Below are 26,321 nucleotides of genomic sequence, written 5' to 3'. Positions count from 1 at the left end.
GGTTGAATTCTGCAAACACCTCCCCTGCTATTCTGAATACATTTGTCTTATATAAAAATTAAATTATGGAAAATCAGAAAGTATGGTTTGTTACCGGAGCCTCAAAAGGATTAGGACTGACCTTAATTAAGCAATTACTAATTCAGGGCCACAAAGTTGCCGCAACTTCAAGAAGCATTGAAGAGTTAAACGAAGGTACAGGAGCAAAACCAGGCGAAAATTATCTGCCACTGAGTGTTGATCTCAGATCAGAAGAAAGTGTAGGACAGGCAGTAGCAGATACAATCAGTAAATTCGGCCGCATTGATATAGTTGTTAATAATGCGGGCTATGGGCTTGCCGGAAGTCTTGAAGAACTAAGTGACGAAGAAGCAAGAGGAAACTTTGATATTAATGTATTTGGTTCATTAAATGTGATCCGTAAAGTTATGCCGCACCTGCGTGCACAACAGTCCGGACATGTATTTAACATTTCTTCTATCGGCGGCTTTACCGGTTATTTTCCCGGATTTGGAATTTACTGTGCGACAAAATTTGCTGTACAGGGTTTTACCGAGGCATTGGCTGCAGAAGCGAAACCATTTGGCATCCATGCTACTATCGTATCTCCAGGCTACTTCCGCACTAATTTTCTTTCTACAGGCTCTTTAAATGTCCCTAAAAATCAAATTGAGGCTTACAAAGAAGTTCGTGAAGTACAGAACCAGCACCAGCATCTTATTGATGGCAATCAGGCAGGTGATCCGGAAAAAGCTGCCGCTGCAATTATTAAGGTCGCAACAGAAGAAAATCCTCCATTACACCTGTTTTTAGGTCAGGACGCTTATGATCTGGCTTATGCAAAAATGGATGCCGTAAAAGGAGATCTTGAAAATCTTAAAGAGATGATTACTTCAACTGGTTTCTGATGGTTTGCGCTATAAATCTGGCACTCCCGTCAAATTAGCCTGTTTGACGGGAGTATCAGATTTTAATCAGTTAACTGCTGCCTGATTTCTTTAAGATCAGTTATTATTTCATCAATTTCCAGGAGCCGCTTCTTCTGCTTTTTTAATCCGTACCACAGGCCGACACCCGCTATATAAGCCGTCGTAATCAGCAATACAGTCCATCTGAAAACGGGCGGATGAGCACTGGTAACCTCCCAGATATACATTACCAGAGCAAACCATAAAAGTATAAGATAAAGCTTGTTATAAGTAGTGATAATTTTTCGCTGCAGATTTAGTTTTTCAAGCTGATAGCTAAGAAATCCTGTACTTGAATCTTCCATATTCTCTTTTCTGAAAGCATAACTTCTCCAGTATAAATAGATAGTGATCAATATGATCATATACATTGCAGCTATACTCACCTTAAACGGCCAGCTGAACTGCTGATAGAAAGACAGATACACCCACCCGAGCCCTGCCAGTGTTACCACAAGCAAAATACTGGACAGTACCATCCTGGTTAACACTTTACGCTGATACTTTTCCCATTTACTTTGCAGGGATGATCTCAACTGATCAGTACTGGTATTTATAGGCTGATCCTGCCAGCTTTTCTGTAAGTCTTCAAAATTCATATGCTTGTTTTATTTTCCATGAGCTTAAGTAACCGGGCTTTGATCCGGTTTATCTTAACGCCAATGTTGTTAATATTTGTTCCTGTAATCTCTGCTATATCTTTATAACTTTTGTCTTCCAGTACAAGAGAAATAATCAGCCTGTCGGACATTTCCAGCAAACTTATACAATGACGCAACTGGTCTAACCTGGTCTCCTGCTCCCGTTTTTGTGCAAGCGTCTCTTCATAAGGAAGCTGAATAAAATCAGGCAGTGATGCATGCTGATGCTTCTTATTTTTCAGATTGAAATTGATAGCCGTATTTACAGCAATCCGGTAAACCCATGTTCCGACTTTTGATTCGCCTTTAAAATTCTGAATGCTTTTCCATATCTGGAAGAGTATTTCCTGGTATAAATCATCCGCATGAGAGACATCATAAAGGTAAGCCCTGCATATACGATAAATACTGCCATGATGAGCTTTGACCAGCTCGTTAAACATTACTTCCTGTTGATCAAACATATATCTGCTGAATAGGCAATTTAAACCCCTTTTATAAATGTATCAATTTCCTGATAATACCATTCAGGCGCATCATACATAATGAAATGTTTCGCAGCAGGCGTGACATGTACGGTACAGCTTTTACATTGTTCATACTGCGCAGCATACAGCGAAAGTGCGTATTCTTTAGTAAATGCCGGATAATCTGGTCTGGGTTTAAAAGCAGCCATAACCAGTACAGGAACCCTTATCGAAGCGATGTGCTGACGCATATCATTACCCAGCATTTCAGTCATCGTCCAGGCCATTGTTTTATGATCTGATTTCGCTCCCCAGGCTGCGATCATTTCCCACCTGGTCGAATCCGCACATAAAGAACTTGCAATCATGATTTGACTGGCTTTCAGCTTTCCTTCATCCATCCGGTCAAAATTTGCCAATCTTGATTTCGCTTTTGCTTCATCAAAACCTGCTTTGGCATTTGGATTAAAAACTGCCGCATAAAACGGTAAGGCATCAACAACAATTACTTTTTGTAAATGATCTTTGAGTTCAGCAGCTATGCAGAGCGATAAAAAACCACCTATAGAATGACCAACTAAAATTACCTTATTCAGTTTCTTATCATTAATATAGCTGATAATTTCAGTTTTGTACGTATCTAGATAAGCCTGTGTATCTATCGGTGCTACACCAGCATAACCAGCCAGTGTAAACACATGACACTCATGATCTTTACCGTAACGTGCAACCGTTTCTTTCCATTCCTCTCCACTGCAGGTCGCCCCGGGAATAAATAACATAGGTTGTCCTTTTCCTGTTATGGTAACCTCAAAAGCTTTGGTTGCAGGATCTTTTGCAAATAGAGAGGCGCTGATTAATAAAAGCGCAAATAAGTTCGTTAATGTTTTCATAATCTTTTGTTTGAAGACTTAGTCAGCAGACTTTTGCTTTTCTTACACCCCAAACTCAGATTTATTTTTATTTCATCTTTTCATCCAGTCTGTTCCAGCCGAATTTCTCTATCAGATAGTTTAAAAACGGCTCTGTAACTACCACCCTGGCCTTTTCTATAAACGTACCACACAGGAACAACAAAACCGCGATTAAGAACAACGTAAAATACACACTGCCAATCCTGTAATCAGTAGCCAGCTTATTTAAGTTATCAGTTAAAAAATCGGCCGATCTGGGATGCTCATGGATTAAATAGATGGCCAGCACCGAAGAAGAGAAAAAGGAAATCCCTTTGAAAGACACCTTAAGTTTTTTAAAGAAAAAGAAGAAAGAAACTGCCGAAATCAGAACCAGCGGATTATTATAAAAGAATGCTCTCCAGGCTAATCCTACCCCAGAATATTTTAAGCTCACCACAAACATTCCAAAGATCAGGAGCGAACAGATCAGATATGTACCCAGATAGAAAAACTTACTTTTTTCAAAATTAATATGGGTACTGAATGCCTGGCCATAAAAATAGATACAGATAAAACTGAATAGAGAATAGCCATTCAGTACACCCAGCGAAGTAGGGTCAAGTATATAACCTACAATAAAATTAATGACCATTAATACACCCAGGATATACAGAAACTGAAATTTTGATAAATGTTTCTTTGCCAGATTGAGAAAAGGGCTGAGCAGATAAAGAAAGAAATAAGTAGTAATAAACCACCACTGGCCATTGGGGACAGACAGTAAACCATTATAAACAGTATCAAAAGAGATTGCTTCGCCTGCAAAAAGAGCAAAGATGATATCAATACCAATGCTGTAAGTTATAGCCTGTACAAGTAAACTGAGTACTGTTTTCACCCTGAATTTTATCCCGTAATAACCAGAAATAAAGATAAAACAGTTAACCGTCATGATCAGGAAACTATCTATAAAAAGCCCGTGAAGAGCATCATCATTAATGTGAGGGTTTTCTGAAGTATACAACAGATGCAGTCCCCTTCCTCTCATTAAAAAATGATGACAGACAATCATAACCATTAAGACGATCCTTAACAGTTCAATATTAAGTTCTCTGGGCTGTTTAACCTTACTGTTCATTCTGGTTTACCATTATTTAAAGCAAACTCAAAGGTATTATTTTTAATACCTAACCTGATCATCCATTTTTTAAAGAATTTATCAACGCATTTTCAGAAAACAAACACGAATTTTGCTTTTTCCGTAAGCAAGAATCAATGTTTGTAAAAAATGCATATAAAAAATAAAGAAGCCGAAACATTTTTATCAAAGAAATTTAAAAACGTCACTGACCTTCAATATCTTGCTCAGGGATGGTGGGCACAGGCATTCTCTTTTAACTGCGAAGCAGGAAAACTCGTGCTTCGTGTCGGTGTACATTTAAAGGACTTCCTTAAGGATAAATTTGCTTATCAAACATTTAACAGTCCTGATATTCCAGTTGTTAAAATAGTTGAAACTGGTAAATTCAGTGATAAACTTTACTACTGCCTATCCCTTTTTTGTGAAGGCATGACAGCAGATAAGCTACTTGACAATGCCACTCCGGAAGTGGCCGCTTCTATAGCCCCTTCTATACTTAAACCACTTTATCATATACATCGCCTTGATACTTCCAAAAGAACAGGCTGGGGACTAACAGATATCAATGGAAATGGTATCTGGAAATCCTGGCCCGAATATCTTTCAGCCATATACAATCATAAATATCCCGTTAGCTGGCAGGAAATGGGACGTACAACCTGGCTTGACCCTATCCTTTTTGGCCGGTTGCATCAAAGGATGCAAGAGTTATTCGTCTATCTTCCTCATCAGAAAAACATACTCCATGGCGACTATGGCTATGATAATCTTTTGTTAGATCAGGAACATAAAGTAACCGCCGTTTTAGATTGGGCAGAGATGTTGCTGGGCGATGAATTATATGATCTGGTCAGTATGAACGACCCATGGGTTACAACACCTGAAGATACCTCTTTTCTTGCGCTATGGAAAAAAGAAATGGAATCCGGACAGGAAGAAATCTACAATTTTGAACAAAGGCTGGAATGCTACCGGATCCATTATACCTTATTCAGTCTCCATATCTTCACAGCCCATCAGAAAGAAGAAGATTATACAATTACTGCTCAATGGGCCGAAAAACAGTTGTTATAATAAAATGATAACTAAAACCTGTTTAACAATGCTGTAACCTGGCTATAGCAAAAGGTTTACTTACTCTTAAACAGGTCTGAAAAGACATTAAAATTCCGGATCATGAAAAAATTGAAGAGAAATTCTGATCATGAAGAATCGTTGCCGAGAGTTTGCCCGCATCACGGTAGAGTTTATTAAACAAAAACCCACCCATACTGATTCTTTTCACACCTATTGCTCCCAGCTCCTCAAACCCTGGCAACTCAGGCATACACATTACATTAACAGGCAGCTTAGTCGCATTGACAACCGCTGTAATATCTGTCTCACGGGTAATGCAGGGAACAAAAATTCCATCTGCACCAGCATTTTCATAACTTTCAATCCGGAGTAATGTTTCAGTCAGTGCATCGGACAGCCCCAGAAGAAATCCATCAGTGCGGACGTTTAAAAACATTTTCAGTTTATTTCTGCTGATATAATCTGAAACTCCGGAAAGAATTTTACTGAACTCAGCGACTGACTGCTGCTGGCGACTCAATCCGGCAACTGTATCCTCCAGGTTTATCCCCACGACACCAGCGTCATGTAATTTGCTTATATTCTCCGTAATACCGGTAATTGTCCGGCTATAGCCCCCTTCCATATCTACAGAAAAAGGAATCTGAACTACCTCAACCACTCTTTTGGCTAGTTGAAGTAAAATTTCGAACGGTAATTGCTCACCATCTTCATAACCAAATGAATTTGCGGCCGCCTGGCTGGATATGCCAATTGCTTTATAACCATTAGCCTCAAATACCTTTGCACTGTTTACGTCCCAGATATTTCCCAGTAAAAAGGGTACTGAATTTCGGTGCAGCTGCACAAATGTTTCAAAAGAATTCATACTATACGATTTATATGCTGTTTAAAAATTAATTCCAGACAAAGATATTGCTGGCTTAAATCTTAAAATTGTACAAATCGGAACAGAATGAAATTTAAGACTGTAACAGCAGATTAACAGGTGTAATATTATCCATATAGGCAGATGGAGTAAACCCCGTAAAGAATTTAAAATCCCTGATAAAATGTGACTGATCAAAATATCCGCAGGCATAAGCTATAGCAGTAAAAGGCTGTTCATTTTTAGCAATCAGCGTAAGACTGAGCTGGAACCTGTTTATTTTATCAAATGATTTCGGAGAGAGACCAGTATGCTGGTAAATCAGTTTCTGAAGATAACGTGGTGTGATATTATGTTTTGATGCGATATCGATAATATGACCGGCTGACACATCATGGCTGATACTCGATAAGATATCAGCCACTTTGGCAATTCTGAACGATTTTTTCTCATTGCTGATCAGTCTTTTCAACAGGAAATTCTCTATAAGCCGGATTCTCTGATCAATATCCCTGGTTTCCAGCAATTGTGCATGCAAAACTTTAACCGGACTACCAACGATATCAGACAGATCAGAAATCTGATCATTAAACACTCCAATTTCATCATTAAAAAAATAAGAAGCCGAATGTGTAAAAAACTTAATACCCAGCATCGTATGCTTACCTTTTGAACGAATGGACAAGGGTTTGGTAATCTGTCCCCATAATTCTACCGGTGGGGTTCTGAGAAATTTATTCTCCACCAAAGATTCCCAGCTACCCTCACCCAGATTAAAGATCACCTCCATATCTCCACTTGGAAACACTGTATCCTCAAATTCTGTTGCTGAATCAGATTCAAAGATATAGTAGTGCCTGATATATGGTTTTAAAATAGCTGAAGGAGGAAAATTCCTGAATTCCATAGCTTAAATTTAAGCATCTTTGCTAAATCCGGCAACTGTTTATTTACCTGTGTTACAACTCACTTAACAACCTGGTCAGTAATTTCCAGATATTTTCCACAGATCTTATTTCTACTTTTTCATCAGGTGAATGGGCTCCATAAATGTTCGGACCAAAAGAGACAATTTCCAGCTCAGGATGATGTTTAATAAATAACCCGCATTCCGAACCACCATGACCGCCATTGATCCTTGGTTTTTGTTTAAAAACTGTTTCATATACCGCTGCCGTTTGCTGAACTATACCAGCATTCAAATCAGCTCTCCACCCCGGATAATCTCCGGTAAAACTAACCTCCCAGTTGAATAGCTTATAAAGCATGCTCAGCACTGTACTCAGTTCTTTCTTTTTCGAGTCTACAGATGACCTGCAAAGATTCAATATACTCAGTTCACCATCCTTCAGCTGCAGTGTTGCCAGATTATTGGAAGTTTCCACCAGATTTACTATTGCTGAACTCATTTGATAAACTCCTGTAGGATTGATCATAACAGCTTCAATAACTTGTAATGAATCACTTACAGAAAGTCCTTTTCCATTATTCTGAACAGCTAATATATTGATCATCAGATCAGGTTCTGCACTATGATGCTCCTGCAACAGATCACTTTTCAATTTTTCAAAGGATGACAAAAATGCTGCAGTTGACTGAACTGCAAAAACAGCTTTACCCTCTCGTGGAATTGCATTCCGAAGCCCTCCTGCATCAATATCAATTAAGCTGACTGCAATCTCTGATTCTGCAAAAAACCGGAATAGAATTTTAATAGCATTCCCTCTGTTTTTATTAATATCTGCTGCAGAATGTCCCCCCTTTAACCCCTTAACAGTGATTTCAAAAGTATCCCAATTATTCTCTACAATCCCGTACTGCTGTGTTGCTGACACATTTACTGCTCCTGCACTTCCGATTCTGAGCAGATCATCGACCATGATATCCAGGTTCAGCAGTCTCCGGGCAGAGAAAAAATCAGCTTCCATTTCGTGTGCTCCGGTCATCCCGCTTTCCTCATTGACCGTGAATATAGCTTCCAGAGGCGGATGATCTAACTGAAGATCATCCAGTACACTCAGTATATAAGCCACCCCTATGCCATTATCAGCACCCAAAGTAGTCTGATTGGCAGTGACAAAATCCCCTTCAATTTTCAGTTCAATTCCCTGACTGTCAAAATCGAATAGCTTATCAGCACTTTTTTGCTGAACCATATCAAGATGTCCTTGTAAAGCAACTTTCTCCCGATGTTTATTTTTACCCTGTCCTTCTTTACAGATCAGTACGTTTCCTATAGCATCAGTTTTACAGAAAAGATTACGTTCGGCAGCAAATGCAATAATATAAGCCGCTATTTTTTGCTCTTTACGTGATCCCCGCGGAATAGCACTTATTTCTTCAAAAAAATACCAGACAGATTTTGGTTCCAGTGCAGAAAGTTTACCCATGAGTGATTTTATTTTTTAAAAGTTCTTTTTTTGACTCCAACCATTCTTTTCTCACTATACTCAATACTGCTGAGTCCCTTCTTGTGCCATCAATTTTGTATCCGTTACTTCTAAGTATGCCTTCAAAAGTACATCCAAGACTTTTTATCGCACGCATACTTCTTTCATTTTCACTATCCAGCCTGAATTCTATTCTTTCAAATTCCAGCTGTTCAAATATGAATTCAAAAAGCAGATATTTACAATGTTTATTGAGCCCGGTCCCCTGGAATTTCTTTCCATACCAGGTATACCCCAGTGATAAGTTATTACTGACCAGATCTATGTCATATAACCGGGTAGAGCCTGCATACTCCTTATTTTTTTTATCAAAGACGATAAACGTATAAGCTGTCCCTTTTTCCTGACGTGTCAGTGCAGTCTCTATATATTGTTTCATTCCCTCCTCACTACCCGCATCCTGCAGCGTATATTTCCAGAGTTCAGGCTCATCCACTCCAAATGCTTTTAAGATTTCAAAATCAGACACTTCTAATGGTCTCAGCTGCACATAATCATCTTCCAGTATATATTTTTTACGCTTATCGAATATAATGTTCATCCCGATCAATTTGTTCTGGTATAAATGTACACTGCATAAGGAGTATTGCAAATCAAATGCTATTCAATGATGTTGATTTTTTAATTCATTAGATATAAATGACAATGCAGATGAGCCGTTATCATCGCCTTTTGCGGTTATTTTCTTCTATAGGATAATTTAAGCCCTGTCAACAACAAGGCGACAGCAATCAGACCAATGCTTGCCCAGGCTGTATACCTGATTCCACTATTGATGATGATCCAGCCTCCTATCGTTGTTCCCATTGCAATACCCAGATTAGTAAAAGCTACGCCCAGACTATTGGCAAACTCCTCTGCTCCTTCCGCAGCAGAACTGATCCATGACTGACCTATTAAAAAACAGCCCGTATGTACAAATCCCCAAACAGCTGTCAGCATAATCGTATAAATATGATAACCACTGTTAAAATACAATATGGTGTAAATAATAGCCAGCATCAGTAAAAAAAACACCAGTGTAGCTGGCAGACTTTTACTTAATAGTTTGCCAGCCGCCCAGTTTCCTGCCACTCCCATCACACCAAATAACATCAGCATTTTACTGATTTCTACGCCGTTCAGCTGATTAATTTTCCCCATGAAATCTGCGAAATATCCATATACAGCAAACATACCTGCAATCATTAATGAAGTAATAACAGCCTGCAAAAGAAAAGCAGGTTTTCCAAGTAAACCCAATTGTGAGCCAACAGTCGTCTTCCCTGTGACAGGCATAGGCGGAATTAAGCATAAAACTGCAACAAGAGCCACCATATTAATTATACCAAAACCAATAAAAGCTGTCTGCCAGGAAAATAAATCAGCGAGATAAGTAGTAAACGGAACTCCAGCAACAGTCGCTATACTTACGCCTCCAAAGATTACCGCAGTCGCACTATGTTTATCTTTTTCCGGTGCATTGCTTACCGCTGCATAAATAGCAGCAGAAAAATACAAGGGATGCAGAAAGGCAGGTAATATTCTGGCAAACAACATTAGTCCGAAAGGTGGTGCCATTGCAGATAAAACATTGGATATTACAAATAACAGCAAAGCCGACAACATCATCTTTTTTCTGTCAATACCTGATGCGGCTAAAGTTACCCATGGCCCGCATAATGCTATAACCAATGCAAATCCACTCAATAACCATCCGGCTTTGTCCATGCCAATCTCATAATGCCGTGCAAGCTGAGGTAAAATACCAATCACACCGAATTCTGTGGTAATCACACCAAAGATCCCTAAAGCAGCAATATATTTTATCCTGTTCATCCTTAATAAGCTACACTAACAGCTACTTCCTTCCAGTCGGCAATAATCTGCTGAAAGGAGCTTATTTTTTGTTCGAGGCTATCTATAGTTGCCTGGGTAAAAGGAAGTCTTAGCGGTGGATTTTCCAGTTTGCTTATTTCAACAATTACCGCTGCAACTTTAGCAGGGTCCCCGCCTTGTGTTCCATTGACTTTTCTGCTTCTTTCACGGATGTCAGCAACGGCCGACTTATATTCAGGAATTTCTTCAGCTGTAAAAACAACTGATCTGCCAAAAAAATCTGTTCTCAGAGGACCTGGTTCTGCCAGTGTTACCTTTATCCCAAACGGAGCTACTTCCTGCGCCAGTGCCTCGCTCATCCCTTCAAGAGCAAATTTACCAGCAGCATATAAACCTCCGCCAGTACCTGCGGCGATTCCTACCCTTGATGAAATCTGAATAATATGTCCTTTTCCTCTTTTCCGCATGGAAGGCAATACTTCTTTAATTAATTTCCATACCCCAATAAAACTTATATCTATCTGATGACGCAGTTCAGCTTCAGTAGCTTCTTCCACAAAACCAAAAAGTCCGTAACCAGCATTATTAACCAGCACGTCAATTTTCCCAAATGCTTTCAGACTTTCAGCCACAACAGCAGACATCGCGGCAGTATCAGCCAGATCTAAAAACACGGCCTTACTCCGTTCGGGAAAATCGAGTTCAAAACGTTTTTTGTCTTCTTCATTTCTTACCGTACCAATGATTATATCACCAGATTCATGAATCTTCTTTGCCAGTTCTTTTCCTAATCCGCCGGAAACACCTGTAACCAGCCATACTTTTTGTTCTGTTCTCATATTTCTATTTATTATTGAATGATCGCTCAAGATTAGAGCAATTTTTTTTACTGCAAACTCTCTATTAAAAAATTACCTGTTGCTATAGCCATATCCTGATCATCAAGCAAAACCTGCATATGCCAGAAACCAGCGAAACTGGCAACGATAAATGTCGCCATCACTTTAACATCTTTATCCGGATTAACTTCTCCGCTTTCCTGTCCCAGTTTCAATAACTTTTCCAGAAAACTGATCAGCTCTGTAGTTTGCTGCTTCAGTAAACGATGAGTATCAGTATCAACGCTGGCCAGTTCAAATGAAGATTTTACAACCATGCAGGCTTTGTTTTCTGTAAAGGCCCGTTCTATGGCTTTCTGAATTATAGCTTTCACCGAACCAAAAGGAGATTTGGATTGGGCTGCTGCATTTTCATATTCATCCAGTGTCTGCTTGCTATATAGTTTTAAGCTTTCTATGAATAACTGGTGTTTACCCCCAAAAGTACCGTAAATGCTACCCGGATTCAGCGCCATGGCATTGACTAAATCCTGCATAGATGTCGCATTATAGCCCTTTTCCCAAAAAAGGTCTTTAGCTTTTCCCAGTCTTTCCGTTACATCAAATTCTTTGTTACGTGCCATATAGCAACAAAGGTACTATTATTGAATGATTATTCAACAATAATAATAAAATAAATACCTGATCAGATTTTACTTTACATTTGACCAACAAACCCACAAACAACGAGTCTAAACATATATGAATAAAGCTAAAATTCTATGGCTTGTACTGGCCCTTATTGCGGTGATAGCAGGAATATGGGTAACCATCAGTATTTCCCAAAAGAGTCAACCTCAGCCGGCAACTACAGACCAGCCTGCCAGAGCTATTGCGACAAAAGATCAGGATACGCTTGCTCAGAAGAATAACATGACATCAGATGCAATCAGTTTAAAAATAAGTGCATTTCAAAAAAAACCTTCCCTGACCACACTTACAGCGGTAGAAAATGAGATACGCAGCCAGCTGCCTCTGCTCAATATCGCAGACCGGTATAAATTACTGGATAAATGGGAGAAAGCACTTACCCCATTAATCAGCCGTCTGGACCCGGAACAGGGAAAATTGCTTTCAGCTTATGGTGCTACAATATATAACCCTGTTGAAGGAGAATCTGTAACCGACACCCAAAAGAAATTTGACAACGACTTTACCGCCAGTCTGGAGGCCAGCCAAAAATCTCTGTTACACCAATTAACAGCTCATCAGATAGAAATCACCACTGAAGAAGAAGTTGGGCCTGTTTTTAGCCTTAAACCACTTTACTGGAAAGAATTATTTGCGTCCTCCTTACCCGAAAGTGATCAGAAGTTCTGGGATCAGAAAGCATTTGAAAATGATCCTGTAATTGATTTTGATGCCGGACTGGCGGTTGACCGCATTACCCTGGGTGAATGGGCTTTTGCCTGGGAACAGTATTTAAAAAAATATCCAGGCAGTCATTATCAGAATCAGGCTAAGGAAAATTACCGGAGTTACATGAGCTATCTTTTAGGTGGTCTGGAAAACACAGCTACTCTGAATACAGAGACCAACAGCATTGAGCCTGATGTGGATGCCGATTTTGATACCATCATCAAACACCATCCTAACAGCACTGTGGCAAATTCAATTATTGCATTCAGAAAAAAGGTTAAAGAGGCCGGTGGTCAAAACAACCTGCAGTCAAACCTCTATAACCTGATTAATTCTATTCTTAAAAACACCAGATAAAGCTGTAATAATTACAGCTTTATCTTTACTCCACTATTCATTACAAAACCATCAACAGGAGCATATATATCCTTAAAAACCGGACTGGTAATACTCCCGGAATAAATTGCATCAAATTTCGTCTGCCGGACATCTGTCAGATTCTCAAAATTCATGAAAACCGAGAAATGTTTCCATAATTTCTCGGCCATTAATCCTGCTGTCCAGTAGCTTCTTCCGGTTGAGCCATCACTTAATCTTTGTTTACTAAAATAATAGGCTTCAGCACCAATTTTCCACTGGTCTTCCAGTTCATACATCAGTACATTATTAAGCCGGTGCCTGGATACCAGAGCATAAGTCGTACTGTTCCCTCTTGTCTCCTGATTTACATCAGCCATTGTATAACCAATAAACAATTTAAAATCTCTATAGCCAAACTTCGCATTGGTTTCAATTCCCTTCGTATTTAAATTGCCCTTAGGCTGTACATATTCAAGATTTCCATTGCCAGCAGGATTAAGCAGGATTGGATTATTGATACGGGTATAGAAAAAGAGCTGGTTAACACTGAAACTTAACAGATCATCAAACCATGCTGTATGGTAATTAATATCATAATTAGCTCCATAAGAACGTTCTGCCCGGGTATTTGCTACATCAACCGGGAGCACATTACGAAACTGAATCCGTTCAGCATCTTCCGTAAAAATACCCGGAGCCTTATACCCCAGGCCACCACTCAGTCTGGTGGAAAAATGATCATCGATCTTCCAGAGTGCCGAGATTCGCGGTAAGAAAAACAACCCATAATCATTATGATAATCACTTCTTATACCCGATTCAATTACAATTTTTCCGGAGACATTCCAGGTATGCTGAATAAAAGCACCAATAGTAGTATAATTATAACTTCTCAGTGCAAAATTACTATTCCTGTGTTCTCTGAAATTGTCTGTCAATAAATTGAGTCCTGCAATCCATTCCGCCTTATTGCCACTATGCGTATAATTCGCTTCACTATAAGTAGCTAACTGAGCACCGGAAAACAAGTAATCAGGCAGGCGGATACTCCGGTCATAATAACTTACCGCATTGCGGATGACTATTTTTTCTTTTTCATTTAGTTTGTGTTCCAGCTCGACCTGAGTACTATACCTGTCGGTTTTATTTTCTTCAAAATAAGTATGTGCGCTGTTTCCGTTCCCTTTAATATACTCCAGATCTCCCCCTAACCTTTTTTCATGGGTTAAATTCAATCCTGCCGAAAGCGTTGTTTTCTTATTGAAGTAAAAGAACATTTTCGGATTCAGCGTAAAACGATCAAATTCCGGTATTGCTGTCAGACCAATAGCTGCGGGATCATATGCCGTACCCTTATTATAGGCTGCATAAACTGTAACACCTGTCTGATTAAACTTCTGTGCATAAAAACTACTGAGATCCAACCCGAGAGCTGAGGTTCCGTTTAAAAGGAAATTAAGCTGCCGGCCGGCCGTTGGTTTCTTAGACACCAGATTCACCAGTCCGGCTATTGCCCCGCCCCCATACAAGGTAGAAGAAGATCCTTTGATTACTTCAACCTGCTGAAGATCCAGAGGAGCAATCTGCAATAATCCCAACCCACCCGAAAAACCGGAATACAAAGGAAAACCATCACGGATAAGCTGTGTATATTTCCCGTCAAGTCCCTGTATCCGGATACTGGAATTTCCACTGATTGCTGAAGTCTGCTGGGTCTGTATACCTGTACTTTCAGCAAGCATCATGCGGATATCTCCTGGTTTCATATTTCCTTTCTCATCCAGTTCTTCCCCCGCAATGACTTCTACACGTGTAGGAATACTGGAAATTGTTCTTGTACCCCGGGTAGCCGAAATCGTCACTTCATCCAATTCTTCCTCCGGTTTCACTGCTTTCAGTAAAACAAGCATTGGAGCAGTCTGAATTACAGGAAAAGTTACCAGCACGGTTTCCGGCTCAAAACCAGTATAACTAAATTCCAGTAACTGTTTACCAGCAGGGATATTACTCACCGTAAAAAGACCCGTACTATCTGCTACTGCATGAATCTGTGTCCCCTCCACTTTTAAAATTGCGCCTGGAAGAATATGATTTGTCTTAGCATCTTTAATGAGTGCTTTATAAATGTTTTGGGTATAAGCAGTCCCTGTAAAAAACAGTAATGCAACAACCACAATAATTTTCTTCATTATGTATTTGAAATTAAGTTATTACCATAAATATCAGCCTTAATGGCTATAAAAAATGTATTAACTCAATTGAGGAGGTTGCCAGACAGCAGTTGGGATCTGCGTTAACCCGCCACACAGATAGATTCCGTTTTGCACAGCTGGCCGGATAATAACCGGCTGACCGGTCAATAAACTAAGTGCTGTAACTGTAAATCCGGTACAGGTTCCGCAAACATAAAATGGAGAACATTCCTTACAACAGTCGTCACCCTTTTCCGGACAACTGTGATGCTCATCTTTCTGCCCCTTGTGTTGTACTACAGTATCACTTTCTGCTAATGCACAACAAGGCATTACAGTAAGCGTGACCACAATAACAGTTAAAAACAAGACCAGAAATTTCACACAGTAAAAGTATTGAATTTGTTTTTCTTATCCGTTAAAGGAGCCCGGTTTATTCTTCCTGATATAAAAATATTCCTGTTCCATCACAATTCCCTGTCCTTTATGTTCAGCCTCAACCTTCCTTAACTCCATTCTTCTGATCTTTCCACTGATAGTTTTTGGCAATTCCGTTACAAACTCAATGATGCGGGGCATTTTATAAGGTGAAAGCCTGTCTCTGGAATAAGAGAATAATTCATCAGCCAACACTCCCTCAGGTTTATAACCCGCATTCAGAATTACGAATGCCTTAACCTCCAGGCCTTTCAGCTCATGCGGACTTCCAACTACAGCAGACTCCAGCACAGCTTCATGTTCAAGCAAAACACTTTCCACTTCAAAAGGACCAATACGGTAATCTGAAGACTTGATCACATCATCGTCCCTGCCCACAAACCAGATATAACCATCCTCATCCTGATAAGCCTTATCCCCTGTATAATACAGACCATGTTTAAAGACTTCTTTTCTTTTTTCTGGATTTCCGAAATAGTCCTTAAATATGCCATTAGGTCTTCCGGTATCCATTTTAACACAGATATTTCCCTCCTCACCAACGGGCAATTCCAGACCATGTTCATCAGCAATTACCACATCATATAAAAAAGCAGGTTTACCCATAGATCCGAATTTAACTTCCATATCCGGCAGATTAGCTACCAGACAAGTGCTTTCAGTCTGTCCAAAACCATCTCTGATTAATATGCCGGTACCATTTCTCCAGGTCTCAATGACTTCAGGGTTCAGCGGTTCTCCGGCCGCAACACAAGACCTCAGGCTGAAATGATAAGATTTCAGATCTTCCTGGATCAGCATCCGTAAAACAGTAGGTGGTGCACAAAAAGTAGTAATCTGATGTTTTTCCATCAGTTGCAGTGTTTCACCGGCATTAAAACGATCCTTTTGATGAAAGGCGAAGATTGAAGCACCTATATTCCAGGGTGCAAAAAAACTGCTCCATGCAAATTTTGCCCAGCCCGGCTGAGAAATATTATAATGAATATCATCCTGTCGCAATCCTATCCACGAACTTGTGGTCAGATGACCAAAAGGATAACTCAAATGTGTATGTACAGCTACTTTAGGCATACCCGTTGTTCCCGACGTAAAAAACAGGAACAAAGGATCATCAGCCCTGGTGACTGCCCCGGCAGCATGATCTGCTTCCTTCGCTATATCTGCTGGTGTATACCAGCCTTCTCTGTGTCCTTCAGCAATGATTTTAACCAAAACCTTTTTCCCGCAGATATTTTCCGCCTCTTCAATCTTGGACGCATTCTCTGCATCAGCAATCACGACCTCCGGCATTAACTTTTCAAACCGGTAAACAATATCCTGAACACCCAGAATATTGGCAGCGGGAATCATCCTGAAACCTCCTTTAATTGCTGCCATCAGACTAAACCAGTTTAATGGCTGCAAAGACATTTGTGTCAAAATAACATGAGTTTGTTGTATCCCTTTATTCCTGAGAAAATTCAACACTCTGTTACTTTCCTGGCTGATCTGCAGAAAAGTAAAATTAAGGGTAACCTTTCCGTCAGTCCAGATTAAAGCATTTGCAGCGGGAGTTTCACTTACATGAATTCCCTCAAAAATATCAGTTGCCCAGTTAAAAAATTCCGGCTTTATAAGCTCAAGACTTTTCAGCTTTTCAAATTGCTTGTCTGCTATAATTCTGCGTATTGTTCTGAATGTTTTTTCCATAAGCTGAACCTAATTTAGTAATAACCGGTCAGTACTTCATCCAGATGACTAACAAAAGATATTGCATTCTCTATATTAAACAGCATTGGAGGCTTAATTTTCAGCACATTATGCAAAGGTCCATCCGTACTGATTAAAAAACCCCGGTCTTTCATTTGCTCTACAATCTCATTAATTTCCGGAACAGCCGGGCTTAAAGTATTCCGGTCTTTAATCAGCTCTACCCCCACAAACAGCCCTTTCCCTCTCACATCTCCAATGATTTTGTGTCTTTTCATTAAGTCCTTAAGCTTCTCCAAAAGATAATTACCGGTTTCCAATGCTCTCTGCTGCAACTTCTCTTCCTGTATCACACGCATTACAGCAATCCCTGTTTCCATAGATACAGGATTCCCTCCATACGTATTGAAATACTCCATGCCATTGTTAAAGGCTTTCGCAATTTCTTCTGTAACCACTACTGCAGCCAGCGGATGGCCATTCCCTATAGGTTTGCCCAGGACTACAATATCAGGTTCAACATCCTGCAGTTCAAAACCCCAGAATTTTTCGCCCACTCTTCCAAAACCAACCTGCACTTCATCTGCAATACATAATCCCCCTGCATTCCTGACCAGCTGGTAAACCTCCTTTAAATACCCTTCCGGTAAGGGGATCTGACCGCCAACCCCTAATAAAGTTTCACAGATAAACGCAGCAATACCAGTTCCTTTTTCCGCCAGACTGTCAATGGTTGAGGCAATTGATTCCGCATATTTCTTTCCGGCATTTTCATCATCATAACGGTAATTTCCGCGATACAAATCAGGATTCATTCCTTTATGAATATAAGACTGCTGCCCCGCCCCCCCTGGTCCGTCAAATTTATAAGGACTCAGTTCCATAGCGACAGTTGAAGTACCATGATAAGCATGATCCAGTACAATTACATCTTTCTGACCGGTAAAGAATCTGCTGATTCTTATGGCCAGATCATTCGCTTCACTTCCCGAATTCGTAAAATAACAGACTTTCAGTTTCGAAGGCAGAGTCGATGTGATCATTTTCCCGTATTCAATCAGGCTGTCATGCAGATAACGTGTATTCGTATTGAGTTTGGCCAGTTGCCTTTGCATAGCCATAACTACCGAAGGATGACAATGCCCGGCATGACTCACATTGTTGACACAGTCAATATAGGTATTCCCCTGATCATCGTACAAGTACTGCAGAGCACCTCTCACAATTTTCAGTGGTTTTTTATAACTGATACTCAGATTTGCACCGATATATCTGCTTCTTTCCTGTTTTAAGCCAGCATAATCATCGTCAGTTTGAAATGCAGAACCATATCCGCAGCATTGATAAAAACGGTCTGCAGCCATTAACGGATTAATTTTAATCAATTGATACAACAGCATCCAGGCTTGCATCTCAGATATAAAATGATGCTTATTATCACTTTTTGATCTTTGCATAGCCGAAGTAGTGACGCTCTTACATAACCTGGCAGCGATCAGATAATACAAAACAGAAAGTTCCTCCTGTTTAAGCGGATATTCCTCATGATAACTTTTGACCAGCTGCACTGCAATAACCAGCGGATCAAACTGCCTGAACATCGCATAAGTACAGGCAACAGCAACATTATTAATCAGATAACTTTCAACCATATCCCCAAAATCTATGATTCCGGTAACCCTGTTATCATTCACCAGCACATTATAATCATTAGCATCATTATGTATAACAGCCTTTCTTAACGAAGACAGTACAGGTACAACCTCCATTTCATATTGCAGCAGAAAATAGGAGACCATAGTTCTTTTCTCATGATCCCTGATATGCTTAAGATTTTCCCTGCTGTTCAGCACATTTGCCAGGTCCCACTCTGTAAAACGATAAGCCGCAGGATGTATAAATCCTGCCAGCTGTTTATCCATTTGACCAAGCGTAGCCCCCAGACTATCAAAAATTTCAGGCTGGGGAAACAAAAGGTCACCTATACAGGTTCCTCCCAGATAAGATAACACCCGGATATATAATTGTTCTCCGTTTTCCAGTATAGTTGTCAGTGCATCCCCGGCTGTATTATATATAACCTGTTGAATCACTCCACCCACCGGAGTACCGGAGAGATGCTGCATAACTTTGAGCTGAGCATCCAGGAAAAATGAATGTGGTAAACCAGCATTTACCTTACAGATAAAGCGGTTTCCCTGCTTATCATGTAATAAAAAATTCTGGTCTTCATAACCTGTCGTTTGCTCAGCCGAAACGTCAAGATTATAATATTTGCAGATGAGTTCTTTAATATAATTTTCAGAAAGTATCATAAAAGGGTGTTTTGTTGAGATCGTAATCTATTTTTCTTTAATATAAGATTTATTAACCTGGTTTAAAATCCGGCAGGTTAATGTGGCTGATTTATCTCTTCTTTAAGCAGGAGTAATAAATGTGCAGCAGACCAGCTGAAATTAATTGCATTCAGACCTTTGCCGGTTACAGGATGATAATTTTCCCTGATTGGTCCCTGTCCGCTTAAACCATTTGCATTTTGTAACAGTTTAGCCAATAATACAGCTGCCTGCTGATGATAACCATACCGCTGTAATCCATTGAGACCAAAATATACCTGATCTATCCAGACCGGGCCTCTCCAGTAACCCTTCAGCGGATCAAAGTCCGGATGATCAGCCGCGATGGTAGGTAAAGGAACTACCGTGTTAAACTTCCCGGCTTTCATCATCATCTTCATGACAGCTGCAGCTTGTTCCTGACTTGAAATTCCACCCCATAAAGGTATCCAGCCTTCAGGTCCGGCTACTTCAACCTGATTCCCGCCTATCAGTTTATCATAGTAAAAACCCTTATCCTGATTATAAAAAGTATCATTGAGTAATTTCTTCAAAACAGGAAGCTGTGCAGACCAGTTTACGGCTTCTTTATTTAAACCGATTGCAGAAGCGATCTTCGCTAAATATTCCTTTTCAGTATAGAGATAGACATTGAGATCAACAGACTCCTGATTTAATGACCAGGCATGATCATTATTTTTAAGTAATACGGCCCGGTCAAACCGGATTGCATTATCCATTCCGCTTTCCCATAAGGCCGCAGTTCTTGTTCCGTCAGTTGATCCGTATTCACAAAGTCCGTTCTGATTATGATCCCTGTTTTTATACCACCATTGATGATAAAGTGTTAGTTTAGGATACATAGTCTTTAAAAAAGACTTGTCCCCGGTACGCAGATAGATTTCCCAGGTTGCCCATGCAGCAAGAGGCGGTTTGGTATCACGCCAGTTATTTTCCTTTTGATCGGTATAAATACAATCAGCTATCATTCCATATTCATCCTGATAGTCAAACAGGGCAAGCATATTATCTTTTGCCAGCGAAGGAAAAAAATAACTGAGTCCTGCTGCCTGTTTCCAGCTATCCCAGCTCCAGAAGCCATAAAAACCCTGATAATTTAACGAAGGAAATACGCCATCATGCAATAAATCTTTAGCCTTACTGCGCCAGTTGGTTATCAGCGTTACTATAGCTTTAACGGCCAGTCTGCGTTGAGTACTATCCGTTAGTTTTACGCCAGGTGCATTAAAATAACTGTTCAGATATCCGTTCCAGCGTACCTTGTTAGCCAGAAGAGCCTGATTAAAATTGATATTTCCGATACTTACAGGTATCTCTCCGGCCTGCAGATAATAACTTTCCCGGCGTATATATTCATGAACCTCTCCCGGCATTAATATCCGGTCTGCAGTACCTGCCTCATATCCGCTGGCTGTCAATTGATAAGAAAGCTGTTCCTTACCCCCAAAATCCAGCTGAAAAACATGCTCCCTGCTAAAATTAATCCGGATACCATGCTCATTTTGCAAAAGCTGCGTATCCTTTAACAAACAGTTTCCCGACCAGCTTAGCTGGATATCTTTTCCCAAAGCGGACTCATTGGTAATCAAAGTTCTGATTACTGCTGTTCTGCCGGATACAAAAATCAGCTGCAGTTTAATCCGGAGTCCTTCGATCTTTATTTCCTGTTCCAGTAAACCCGGATAATAATGCAAATCTGTTTTCCCTCTGCTTAAATCCAGCTTTTTACCCGAAAGCTTTACTGTTAATTTAGCCAGTGTACCGGCCAGCCATTCGCCTTCCATATCCATGATTAAAGGACCAGTAAAAGAGCCATAATTGTTTTTTTCAGCGGGTAAAGTATAAGCATGCCATGCCCCAAAATCGGCAAATACATTGGTCTCAATTTTTGTGGGATCAGAGACCTCGTAACCCAGTTTCAGCACATCAGGATACTGATCCCTGGAATTTTGCCCAAAAACAGTATTCAGCATTAAGCTGAATACTAAAAATAAAAGTTGCTTCATTGCCTGTGAACTAAGGTTTACTGTTTTTTGCCCGGTCTGTCAGTACCTGTTTCTTAAAAACCGGTCTTAAAGTAAATGCGTATTTATAATCCTGATAAGGTAACCGGTACTCCGCATGTGTTTGTGCTCCCCAGCTGTTGTCCCCACCTACCCCTGTTTGCTGAAGATCAATATTCCACCAGATCAGCGGCTCGCTGATCATCGATCCGCCATGAACATTTTCAGGAGCATCTTTATCAAAATCCAGCTTTTGAAGATCAAAATGAAGCACTCCTATACTTAATTCAGGTTTACCAATGGCCATTAGCCCTGTTCCTTCCGCATTCAGTATTGCCGCCCACTTCACACCCGTGCGATAACCACTTTCCTGTGCCCTTGGATAAGGATAAAAAAGAGAATCTGCTTTCATTTGATACAAATCTGTATGTGCAGCATAATTTCTATCCGAATAATTATCAAATGGCCCTCTGCCCAGCCAGCTTACCCGGTCAAATTCCGGGTTTAAAATTACTCTCATTCCTACTCTTTGCATTTCAGGCTCATGGCCGCTTCCGGCTTTTAGCTGATAATTTACTTCAACATCCCCATTGCTATGAACTATATAAGTAGTGCGGCAGTTTAAACCAACCTCTGCCAGCTCATGAACAGCAGTGATCATTGCTTTATCCTTTGAGAGCTGACTTTTTTCAAAAGATATTAATCTTGCTTTTTTAAAAGCATGCTGCCAGACTTTACTTCTGATCTGTAAACTGTTTCCGATGTCATTGTCAGTTGCAGCACGCCAGAAATGAGGTTCCAGAGCCTCTTTAATCAGTTGCCGGCCATCAATAGAATATTCATCCAGTAAACCGTTTTTCTGATTAAAACCAACAGTAAATGCAGCCGTAGAATAACTTATCCTGTCCGCTTTGACTACAGAGTCCAGAGATACAGAAGGCTGCCGGTCGGTACCTGTAAAACGTACAGCTACCGGTAATTCAAACTGCTCTTTGGCTACTACAAAATTTCCGGGCAGCAGGGCCGATGCTTTTTTCAGATAAACCTCAAATGTCAAAAAGTAAGCAGTGCCGGGCTGAGGAGAAAAATCCGGAACATCCAGTTTGATTTCCCGCTCATCCTGCGCTTTTAAAGCGATGCTACCCAATTCACCTTTGGCAACAAACTGACCATCTCCTTTAATAAACCATCTGATTCCATAGGCTGACAGATCAGAGAAATCAAATCTGTTTTTCAGCAAAAAGGCATAGTTTTTAAGATCCTTTGCCTCAAATCCAACGTTCTGATATACTTTTTGCAATTCATAAGCCTGAGGATGAAAAGTCCGGTCTGCAGCCAGTAAACCATCCGCACAGAAACTGGTATCACTGGTTAAACCCACTTTCCCCATATCTCTGCCATAAGCCCATATTTTATTTCCCATTTTATCTTTACGGGCGAAAGTCTGATCCGCAAAATCCCAGATAAAACCTCCCTGCAATTGCGGATATTTATAGATTAAATCCCAGTCATCTTTCAGATTACCTCCGCTGTTTCCCATCATATGTGCATATTCACATTGAATCAAAGGCCGGTCGCGCCATGTTTTCACATAGTCTTTCATGACAGTCAGCGATTTGTACATCGGGCAATAGATATCCGAGTACCGGGCCTGTTTCGCGGCTTCATATTGTACCGGGCGTGTTTTATCCTTTTCCTTTAACCAGTTATAGCCGGCAATGAGATTCTCTCCAAAACCACTTTCATTTCCCAGTGACCAGGTTATAATACAGCTGAAATTTTTATCCCGCTCCCACATTCTTTCTATCCTGTCCAGATAGGCATTTTTCCAGTCCGGTTTATCTGATAAAGTTATCAGCGGTCTCATGCTCATCCCGTCACACTCAATATTTGCCTCGTCAATCACATACAAACCATACTGGTCACATAGCGAATACCATTTTTCTGAATTGGGATAATGACTACATCTTACCGCATTGATATTTAACTCTTTCATCAACCGGATATCCCGCAGCATACTCTCTTCAGTAATCACTTTTCCTGTAAGCATATCATGCTCATGCCGGTTAACCCCTTTAATTTTTATGGGTTTGCCATTGATTAAAAACAAGCCGTTTTTAACCTCTGCTGTCCGAAATCCGAGCTGATGCTGAATACTTTCCACCACTTTTCCGGCCCCGTTCAACTGGGTAATGGTTAACTGATACAGTTCAGGGTGTTCTGCATTCCAGCTTTTAACCTCAGCTATTTTACCGGAAAACTTTAATTGCTGAATATTTCTGATCCACTGATGAGACTCATACACGACCCGCCCGGAAGGATCAGCAATTTTAGCAATGACCTTTCCCTCTACCGGACGCTGCCCCCATGACTTATTGAAAGCCACATCAAGCTCAAAAACACCGTCCCGGTAGTCCTGATCCAGCGTAGCTTTAACCTTAAAATCAAAAATGTGAAATAACGGTCTGGCAATTAAAAAAACACTTCTTTCTATCCCGCTCAGTTTCCACATATCCTGCCCTTCAAGGTAAGTGGCATCGCTGAATCTGAATACCTGCAGCGATACCGTATTCTTACCTTTTTTTAACGCACCGGTAATATCAAATTCTGTTGGTGTTTTGCTATCCTTACTAAAACCCATATAAACATTATTAATCCATAAATAAAAAAATGAGTTTACAGCCCCCAGATGGATAAAGACCTTTTTTCCCTGCCATGCAGGATCAATGGTAAAATCTTTCTGATAAGATCCGACAGGATTATAATCACGCGGAACAAAAGGCGGATCAGGCGGGATGGGATATTCCACATCTGTAAAAATATATTTATCATAACCTTCCGTCTGCCAGTGTGCAGGTACTTTAATCGTTTTCCAGTTTCTGGTCTGCACCGGATTTTTAAAAAAGTCCAATGGTCTTAAAGAAGGATTTTGTACCAGCTTAAATCTCCATAACCCGTCCAGAGATTGCGTCTGAGCCTGCTCAGGAATAAACCAGGCATGTGGATGTACGGTATTTAAAGATGGTTTATGTGGATTTTCCCAGTCAGGATTTTGTGCAAACAGCTGAAAAGGAATAATGAAAAAACAACAGCTAATCAGGTAAATCAGTTTATTTAAATTCATGAATCAGAGGTAAAGAAAGACTATATTTCTATAGCCTTTCTGATCGTGTATTAATTAAGAGCAGCGTTTATTTAGCATCAGGATTATTGATAACTTCTTTCAGTGGTGTAGGATAAAAAGCCTGCGCAGGATTGAATTTTCTGCCTGCAGCCTGCATTTGCTGAGTGAGCAGTCCCCAGCGTCTTAAATCATAAAACCTGCTGCCCTCCAGGGTAAATTCCATTACCCTTTCATGTACAATCTGATTAAACACTGTCTGTTTGTCTCCCGCAACCGCATCCGGCAAACCAGCACGTTTGCGCACCTGGGTCAGGTATGCAGTGGCTCCAGCATTCCCCTGTTCATTGAGCACCTCGGCATACATTAACAACACATCAGCATAACGCATCAGCGGAAAATTGATCGCATTGGACATTCCTATCCTGTCCGGACTTGCAGGAATCCACTTTCTGAAGGCAATGGTTTGTGCACCTGTACCAAAAGTTTCGTTATAAGTACTTCCATAAACCTGCGGATCACTGCTGTTATTGAAATAAGGATCGTTAAAATATAAAGTCTGATACACCCTTGCATCATAATTTCCTCCTGCTATTTTACCTTCCTTCAGCATTTCGGCAAGCAGTCTGGGTGTGCCGTAAATTTCTCCGTAACCTCCAAGTTCTGAAGCTGCAACCCAGTCACTCAGATAAGAGCGGTAAATAGCTCCGCTTGTGGCGTCGGCAGATTGCTGCAGCTCAAAGACAGATTCCGGGCTGTTTTTTGTCACCCCGTTAAACATTTCCAGGAATTTCGGATCAAGCGAGTACTGACCTGAAACGATAACTTTCTGCAACCAGTTCTGCGCCTCTTTATAATAAGCTGCAGCATTGGATTGCTCATCCCCTGCGCGGTATAAATAAACTTTCCCCAAATAAGCCTGTACTGCACTTTTCGTAACCCTGCCCAGTTCAGTAGCAGGTCGCTCAGACCTTAAAGGCAAATCCGGTTCTGCTTCTTTAAGATCTTTCAGGATGAATTCATAAACCTCAGTTCGCGAAGAAAATGGTTTAGACAATTCAGCTTCAGAGGCAGGTACCTTATCCCTGATCATGACCTGACTGAAATTATTCAGAATCTTGAAATGATAATAAGCTCTCAGAAATTTTGCCTCTGCAACGATCTGCTTTTTACTTGCTTCATCAATTGCACTGGTATTCATGGCACTCACATGCTCAATGACCTGATTAGAGAAATTAATCCCCCGGTAATTCTCGCGCCATAACAGGTCAATTGCATAATTTCCAGAAGTAAACTCAAAAGTATAATGTTCTGTCCACCACGGATAATTATAGGCATCAGCCCCGGGAATCACATAATCTTCTCTGTAAAACTCCCTTACAGAACGTGCCTCCACATAATTATCCCAGGCAACAAACCCTTCCAGTTGTGAATAGGCTGCAGCCAGTCCTGAAAGCGCACGCTCTTTCGTGGTCCAGAAATTATCAACAGTTAACTGATCAGGAACACTTTGTTCCAGTTCACTTTTTTTACACCCGATGGCCGACAGCCAGAGACATAATATGAGGTATAATATAGTATTTTTCATCTGCTTA

The 26,321-nt window shown here is 40.4% G+C and carries 21 protein-coding genes; 3 read left to right on the top strand and 18 right to left on the bottom strand.

The genetic code is table 11. From position 1 onward, the window contains the following. Nucleotides 1-65: 65 nt before the first annotated feature. A complete protein-coding gene (locus PL_RS24045; protein ID WP_041878375.1) occupies nucleotides 66-908 on the top strand; it encodes an SDR family NAD(P)-dependent oxidoreductase in 843 nt (280 codons plus the stop codon). Nucleotides 909-970: 62 nt separating this feature from the next. Here the strand turns inward: PL_RS24045 and PL_RS24040 are convergent, their stop codons facing one another. The 4 genes from PL_RS24040 to PL_RS24025 all read right to left on the bottom strand — a co-directional run bounded on the left by PL_RS24040 (nucleotide 971) and on the right by PL_RS24025 (nucleotide 4,110). Then, on the bottom strand, nucleotides 971-1,567 hold the full coding sequence (locus tag PL_RS24040; protein WP_041878377.1) for a hypothetical protein: 597 nt from the start codon (nucleotides 1,565-1,567) through the stop codon (nucleotides 971-973). After that, on the bottom strand, nucleotides 1,564-2,073 hold the full coding sequence (locus PL_RS24035) for an RNA polymerase sigma factor (protein WP_041878379.1): 510 nt from the start codon (nucleotides 2,071-2,073) through the stop codon (nucleotides 1,564-1,566). The genes PL_RS24040 and PL_RS24035 overlap by 4 nt, the downstream gene beginning before the upstream one ends. A gap of 20 nt (nucleotides 2,074-2,093) precedes the next feature. Beyond that, on the bottom strand, nucleotides 2,094-2,969 hold the full coding sequence (locus PL_RS24030; protein ID WP_041878382.1) for an alpha/beta fold hydrolase: 876 nt from the start codon (nucleotides 2,967-2,969) through the stop codon (nucleotides 2,094-2,096). Nucleotides 2,970-3,036: 67 nt separating this feature from the next. Then, the gene (locus tag PL_RS24025; protein ID WP_041878383.1) at nucleotides 3,037-4,110 is read right to left on the bottom strand and encodes an acyltransferase family protein; all 1,074 of its coding nucleotides are present in this window, start codon (nucleotides 4,108-4,110) and stop codon (nucleotides 3,037-3,039) included. 150 nt (nucleotides 4,111-4,260) lie between these two features. Here PL_RS24025 and PL_RS24020 point away from each other — a divergent pair, with 150 nt between their 5' ends. After that, entirely contained in the window at nucleotides 4,261-5,187 is a 927-nt protein-coding gene (locus PL_RS24020; RefSeq protein ID WP_041878385.1) for a phosphotransferase family protein, read from the top strand. 100 nt (nucleotides 5,188-5,287) lie between these two features. Here the strand turns inward: PL_RS24020 and PL_RS24015 are convergent, their stop codons facing one another. The 7 genes from PL_RS24015 to PL_RS23985 all read right to left on the bottom strand — a co-directional run bounded on the left by PL_RS24015 (nucleotide 5,288) and on the right by PL_RS23985 (nucleotide 11,788). Then, nucleotides 5,288-6,058, bottom strand: a complete 771-nt coding sequence (locus PL_RS24015) for an isocitrate lyase/PEP mutase family protein (RefSeq protein ID WP_041878387.1) — start codon at nucleotides 6,056-6,058, stop codon at nucleotides 5,288-5,290. A 94-nt stretch (nucleotides 6,059-6,152) separates the two neighbouring features. Further along, nucleotides 6,153-6,965, bottom strand: coding sequence for a helix-turn-helix domain-containing protein (locus PL_RS24010; protein ID WP_041878389.1), 813 nt, complete (start codon nucleotides 6,963-6,965; stop codon nucleotides 6,153-6,155). A gap of 52 nt (nucleotides 6,966-7,017) precedes the next feature. Beyond that, nucleotides 7,018-8,448, bottom strand: coding sequence for a beta-Ala-His dipeptidase (pepD, locus tag PL_RS24005; RefSeq protein WP_041878407.1), 1,431 nt, complete (start codon nucleotides 8,446-8,448; stop codon nucleotides 7,018-7,020). Beyond that, nucleotides 8,441-9,049 carry a GNAT family N-acetyltransferase gene (locus tag PL_RS24000; protein ID WP_041878409.1) on the bottom strand — a complete coding sequence of 203 codons (609 nt, stop codon included), beginning with the start codon at nucleotides 9,047-9,049 and terminating at the stop codon, nucleotides 8,441-8,443. Before PL_RS24000 ends, pepD begins: the two co-directional genes overlap by 8 nt. Nucleotides 9,050-9,186: 137 nt before the next feature. Then, on the bottom strand, nucleotides 9,187-10,326 hold the full coding sequence (locus tag PL_RS23995) for an MFS transporter (RefSeq protein ID WP_348620551.1): 1,140 nt from the start codon (nucleotides 10,324-10,326) through the stop codon (nucleotides 9,187-9,189). Between the two features lie 2 nt (nucleotides 10,327-10,328). Continuing rightward, on the bottom strand, nucleotides 10,329-11,165 hold the full coding sequence (locus PL_RS23990) for an oxidoreductase (RefSeq protein WP_348620550.1): 837 nt from the start codon (nucleotides 11,163-11,165) through the stop codon (nucleotides 10,329-10,331). 47 nt (nucleotides 11,166-11,212) lie between these two features. After that, nucleotides 11,213-11,788, bottom strand: a complete 576-nt coding sequence (locus tag PL_RS23985) for a TetR/AcrR family transcriptional regulator (protein WP_041881939.1) — start codon at nucleotides 11,786-11,788, stop codon at nucleotides 11,213-11,215. Nucleotides 11,789-11,906: 118 nt separating this feature from the next. Between PL_RS23985 and PL_RS23980 the strand changes: the two genes are divergently transcribed. Next, complete coding sequence (locus tag PL_RS23980; RefSeq protein WP_348620548.1) at nucleotides 11,907-12,920, top strand: hypothetical protein; 1,014 nt, start codon at nucleotides 11,907-11,909, stop codon at nucleotides 12,918-12,920. An 11-nt stretch (nucleotides 12,921-12,931) separates the two neighbouring features. Here the strand turns inward: PL_RS23980 and PL_RS23975 are convergent, their stop codons facing one another. From PL_RS23975 to PL_RS23945, 7 genes are all read right to left on the bottom strand, one after another. After that, complete coding sequence (locus PL_RS23975; RefSeq protein WP_041881945.1) at nucleotides 12,932-15,112, bottom strand: TonB-dependent receptor; 2,181 nt, start codon at nucleotides 15,110-15,112, stop codon at nucleotides 12,932-12,934. Nucleotides 15,113-15,172: 60 nt separating this feature from the next. After that, nucleotides 15,173-15,499, bottom strand: coding sequence for a hypothetical protein (locus PL_RS23970; RefSeq protein ID WP_152620311.1), 327 nt, complete (start codon nucleotides 15,497-15,499; stop codon nucleotides 15,173-15,175). Between the two features lie 27 nt (nucleotides 15,500-15,526). Then, complete coding sequence (locus PL_RS23965; RefSeq protein ID WP_041881950.1) at nucleotides 15,527-17,245, bottom strand: acyl-CoA synthetase; 1,719 nt, start codon at nucleotides 17,243-17,245, stop codon at nucleotides 15,527-15,529. 14 nt (nucleotides 17,246-17,259) lie between these two features. Further along, nucleotides 17,260-19,560 (bottom strand): aminotransferase class III-fold pyridoxal phosphate-dependent enzyme, encoded by a 2,301-nt coding sequence (locus PL_RS23960; RefSeq protein WP_041881952.1) that lies wholly within the window; start codon nucleotides 19,558-19,560, stop codon nucleotides 17,260-17,262. A 77-nt stretch (nucleotides 19,561-19,637) separates the two neighbouring features. Next, on the bottom strand, nucleotides 19,638-21,608 hold the full coding sequence (locus tag PL_RS23955) for an MGH1-like glycoside hydrolase domain-containing protein (protein ID WP_041881955.1): 1,971 nt from the start codon (nucleotides 21,606-21,608) through the stop codon (nucleotides 19,638-19,640). Nucleotides 21,609-21,618: 10 nt separating this feature from the next. Next, nucleotides 21,619-24,729, bottom strand: a complete 3,111-nt coding sequence (locus PL_RS23950) for a glycoside hydrolase family 2 TIM barrel-domain containing protein (protein WP_052496269.1) — start codon at nucleotides 24,727-24,729, stop codon at nucleotides 21,619-21,621. Nucleotides 24,730-24,796: 67 nt separating this feature from the next. Further along, nucleotides 24,797-26,314 (bottom strand): RagB/SusD family nutrient uptake outer membrane protein, encoded by a 1,518-nt coding sequence (locus tag PL_RS23945; protein WP_041881958.1) that lies wholly within the window; start codon nucleotides 26,312-26,314, stop codon nucleotides 24,797-24,799. Nucleotides 26,315-26,321 lie beyond the last annotated feature (7 nt).

The organism is Pedobacter lusitanus (assembly GCF_040026395.1).
Taxonomy (GTDB): domain Bacteria; phylum Bacteroidota; class Bacteroidia; order Sphingobacteriales; family Sphingobacteriaceae; genus Pedobacter; species Pedobacter lusitanus.
Note: the sequence above shows the minus strand (reverse complement) of the source record. Positions and strands in the feature narration are given on the sequence as shown.

Coding starts and splice junctions, on each gene's coding strand:
- PL_RS24045 (WP_041878375.1), top strand. CDS start 66: ATGGAAAATCAGAAAGTATGGTTTGTTACCGGAGCCTCAAAAGGATTA.
- PL_RS23990 (WP_348620550.1), bottom strand. CDS start 11,165: ATGAGAACAGAACAAAAAGTATGGCTGGTTACAGGTGTTTCCGGCGGA.
- PL_RS24015 (WP_041878387.1), bottom strand. CDS start 6,058: ATGAATTCTTTTGAAACATTTGTGCAGCTGCACCGAAATTCAGTACCC.
- PL_RS23960 (WP_041881952.1), bottom strand. CDS start 19,560: ATGATACTTTCTGAAAATTATATTAAAGAACTCATCTGCAAATATTAT.
- PL_RS24010 (WP_041878389.1), bottom strand. CDS start 6,965: ATGGAATTCAGGAATTTTCCTCCTTCAGCTATTTTAAAACCATATATC.
- PL_RS24000 (WP_041878409.1), bottom strand. CDS start 9,049: ATGAACATTATATTCGATAAGCGTAAAAAATATATACTGGAAGATGAT.
- PL_RS23950 (WP_052496269.1), bottom strand. CDS start 24,729: ATGAATTTAAATAAACTGATTTACCTGATTAGCTGTTGTTTTTTCATT.
- PL_RS24035 (WP_041878379.1), bottom strand. CDS start 2,073: ATGTTTGATCAACAGGAAGTAATGTTTAACGAGCTGGTCAAAGCTCAT.
- PL_RS23980 (WP_348620548.1), top strand. CDS start 11,907: ATGAATAAAGCTAAAATTCTATGGCTTGTACTGGCCCTTATTGCGGTG.
- PL_RS24040 (WP_041878377.1), bottom strand. CDS start 1,567: ATGAATTTTGAAGACTTACAGAAAAGCTGGCAGGATCAGCCTATAAAT.
- PL_RS23995 (WP_348620551.1), bottom strand. CDS start 10,326: ATGAACAGGATAAAATATATTGCTGCTTTAGGGATCTTTGGTGTGATT.
- PL_RS24020 (WP_041878385.1), top strand. CDS start 4,261: ATGCATATAAAAAATAAAGAAGCCGAAACATTTTTATCAAAGAAATTT.
- pepD (WP_041878407.1), bottom strand. CDS start 8,448: ATGGGTAAACTTTCTGCACTGGAACCAAAATCTGTCTGGTATTTTTTT.
- PL_RS23945 (WP_041881958.1), bottom strand. CDS start 26,314: ATGAAAAATACTATATTATACCTCATATTATGTCTCTGGCTGTCGGCC.
- PL_RS23965 (WP_041881950.1), bottom strand. CDS start 17,245: ATGGAAAAAACATTCAGAACAATACGCAGAATTATAGCAGACAAGCAA.
- PL_RS24030 (WP_041878382.1), bottom strand. CDS start 2,969: ATGAAAACATTAACGAACTTATTTGCGCTTTTATTAATCAGCGCCTCT.
- PL_RS23985 (WP_041881939.1), bottom strand. CDS start 11,788: ATGGCACGTAACAAAGAATTTGATGTAACGGAAAGACTGGGAAAAGCT.
- PL_RS23955 (WP_041881955.1), bottom strand. CDS start 21,608: ATGAAGCAACTTTTATTTTTAGTATTCAGCTTAATGCTGAATACTGTT.
- PL_RS24025 (WP_041878383.1), bottom strand. CDS start 4,110: ATGAACAGTAAGGTTAAACAGCCCAGAGAACTTAATATTGAACTGTTA.
- PL_RS23975 (WP_041881945.1), bottom strand. CDS start 15,112: ATGAAGAAAATTATTGTGGTTGTTGCATTACTGTTTTTTACAGGGACT.